This is a genomic window from Candidatus Cloacimonadota bacterium, from assembly GCA_020532355.1.
In the GTDB taxonomy this organism is placed as follows: Bacteria; Cloacimonadota; Cloacimonadia; order Cloacimonadales; family Cloacimonadaceae; genus UBA5456.
Genome location: JAJBBD010000030.1, coordinates 1 through 2,713, shown reverse-complemented (window position 1 = coordinate 2,713; position 2,713 = coordinate 1). Strand labels below are relative to the sequence as shown.

4 protein-coding genes are annotated in these 2,713 nt (G+C 48.2%); 2 read left to right on the top strand and 2 right to left on the bottom strand.

Annotated elements, in window-relative coordinates:
- The first annotated feature begins 73 nt into the window (after nucleotides 1-73).
- A complete protein-coding gene (gene avd, locus LHW48_00885) occupies nucleotides 74-412 on the top strand; it encodes a diversity-generating retroelement protein Avd (protein MCB5259017.1) in 339 nt (112 codons plus the stop codon).
- A complete protein-coding gene (locus LHW48_00880) occupies nucleotides 405-1,454 on the top strand; it encodes an RNA-directed DNA polymerase (Reverse transcriptase) (GenBank protein MCB5259016.1) in 1,050 nt (349 codons plus the stop codon). Before avd ends, LHW48_00880 begins: the two co-directional genes overlap by 8 nt.
- Before the next feature lie 252 nt (nucleotides 1,455-1,706).
- On the opposite strand, the gene LHW48_00875 is transcribed toward LHW48_00880, so the two are convergent.
- Nucleotides 1,707-2,150, bottom strand: coding sequence for a hypothetical protein (locus tag LHW48_00875; GenBank protein MCB5259015.1), 444 nt, complete (start codon nucleotides 2,148-2,150; stop codon nucleotides 1,707-1,709).
- Between the two features lie 30 nt (nucleotides 2,151-2,180).
- Nucleotides 2,181-2,585, bottom strand: a complete 405-nt coding sequence (locus LHW48_00870) for a hypothetical protein (protein MCB5259014.1) — start codon at nucleotides 2,583-2,585, stop codon at nucleotides 2,181-2,183.
- Nucleotides 2,586-2,713 lie beyond the last annotated feature (128 nt).

The following is a 2,713-nucleotide window of genomic DNA, read 5'->3' as shown; positions in this document are numbered from 1 at the left end:
TCGATTAAGGGAATGAAGCAAAAAGGTGATAAGTATGGCGAAGCGATTATTCGTATCTTGCAGGAGGTGGAGCTTGAACAGCAAGAATAACTATCCCTTGTATGTGAAGTGGCTGGATATCGTGCCCTGGATCATGGCAAGGACGGAGCGGTTCCCGAAGAACTTGCGCTATTCCTTATCGCAGAAGATAGACAACACCTGTCTGGAGGTTTTGGAACTGATCGTGCAGGCGATTTATAGCCAGTCAAAGCGAGAAACCCTGCAAAAGATCAATCTGAAGTTGGACCTGCTGCGGGCACTTTTACAGATGTCCTTCAAGATGCAGCGGCTGAGCGAAAGCCAATATGAGTATATCAGCCGTGAACTTATGGAAAGCGGCAAGATGGTAGGGGGTTGGCTGAAAAGTGCCTAAGCGAGTTGGTTTCCTCTATGATGACTTGAGCTCCTGGTCAAATCTCTATCTGGCATATAAAAAGGCATGCCGGCACAAGAAGAGTAAGGCTGAAACCGCGGAGTGGATGTATCACTGCGAGAAGAACCTGTTCGAATTGCAGGCAGAGCTGAAAGAACACCGTTATCAACCGCAGCCCTATCGATATTTCATGATCAGGGAGCCAAAGCAACGGGTCATTAGTGTGGCTGCTTTTCGGGATCGGGTGGTGCACCATGGCCTGGTGAATATTATTGAGCCCTTTTTTGAGGCGATGTTTATCAAGGATTCATATGCCACCCGTAAGCATAAGGGCTTGCATCTGGCAGTAAGCGCAGCGCAAAACTATTCACGCAGGTACCAATGGTATATGAAGCTGGATATCCAGAAGTTTTTTGCCAGTGTGGAACACGAGATTTTGCTGGAATTGATCCGGCGCAAGATCAAAGATAATGAAGTGCTTTCCTTATGTGCTACCATCCTGAGTAACCAGACCGAAAGCATGAAAGGATATGAGGGTTCAATAGCAAATGCAGCAAGGGGATTGCCGGTGGGAAATCTCACTTCGCAGTTTTTTGCCAATATCTATCTGCATAAGCTTGATGGCTATATCAAACAGCAGCTTGGTTTCTCTGCTTATGTGCGGTACATGGATGACTTTATCCTGTTTTCGGATACTTCGGATAGGTTAAAGTGTGCCCTTGCTCAAATAGAAGAATTTCTGGCAGACGAGCTTGCCCTACAGATCAAGCCCAAGTCCGTGCAAATCAATCGCTGTGATAGAGGTATTCCGTTTTTGGGCTATAGAGTTTTTCCGGGGGTAATCCGGCTGCGTCATGAAAACCTGAGCAGGTGTATCAAGGGTATGGCAAGCACCGAGCATGCATTCATCCTGGGAAAGATCACTGCTGAACAGTTATATCAAAGCACTCGCAGCCGTCTGGGCTTCATCGGCTTTGCAGACAGCGATCATCTTTCAAAAGCAATTTGGGGTAGAAATCGGCAAGCGGATCAAACCGTGTGAAACGCGGCGGTAGCTGGAGCAACAATGCCAGCAACTGCACTGTTTCGAATCGTAACAACAACAATGCGACGAACACGAACAACAACATAGGCTTCCGCGTTCTCAGTATCTTCGAGAAAAGAATCTGTCCTGGTTACACGGCAGATCATCAAAGGGAAATCCAGATTTCTATCCTGCTCCCGAAAAGGGACAAAGAGAAACGACAAGCCCGGCTTGGTAGACATTTTGCTCGAAGAGCCGGGCTTCCTATTTTTAACGATCCAGAACCGTTGTCGTCCTGCATTTCCAATGAAAGGGTGGGAACGGTGTATGCGCTCCGGAGACGCCTACAGGGTTCATCTCCGAGTCATATTCGATCTGATCGTCCTTGATCCAGGGTGCAAGTGCTTTGATGTATTCCCGGGCATCATCCAGGCTGCTGAACTTGGTATCCAGAGCCATGAGGTTGTCCATCACCTCCAGGGCGTCGTCTAGTGGATAGACTTTATCCTGGGCAGCCAATGCCCGGCAGAAGTCACTGGTGCGATCATCCAGGATCACCACGAGCTTGTAGTATCTGGCTTTGGCTTTCTTGTAGCCTTGCAGCCTTCCGAACTCCCTAATTCGTAGGGCTGTATGCTCTGCGAGTCCCTGCCAGTAGTTGGATGATCTATTGGCGAGGTCATTGAACTGGTCTTTGAGGGTATTGGCATGCATCTCCTTAGTATATCCCTTCTCGATGGCTTTTTAGAGAGTGTCTGCGAAGTTCTGACGGATGTCTGCATCGAAGTGATTTCCGATCCAAAACAACTGCTGCTTTTGAATTGTGGATGACAAGTGCTGATCTTCAATGCCCCAGAGCCCGATGCTGGTCTTGGTTGGGGCTTGCACTTGGGTATCTCTCAGTCCAAGCCGCACACAGCGGTCTATTATCGCCTTGGTGGGCTCATTGACCAGTGTAGCGAAGTCATCTCCCAGTTGGTTATTGATGATGCCCATAAGCTTATCTAATGAGTTCTGGTTAAGTTTCTCGGCTCGGGGCATGTCACTCAGCATCTGGATGGCAAGCCGGGTCGCATCTCTAATCTCGGTCTTCCAGGCATTATTCAGGACCCGGTAGTACTCAAGCATAAGCTGATCATAGTAATTCATTAGAAACTGAACCTCCGTACCTTGACTCTGTTCCTGCCAATGTCGTATTCAGAGAAGCGTTCCAGACATCCGGCAAGAGCGTCACAGCCATCAATATACCCATCAGGATAAGTGAGGAACTGACTTAT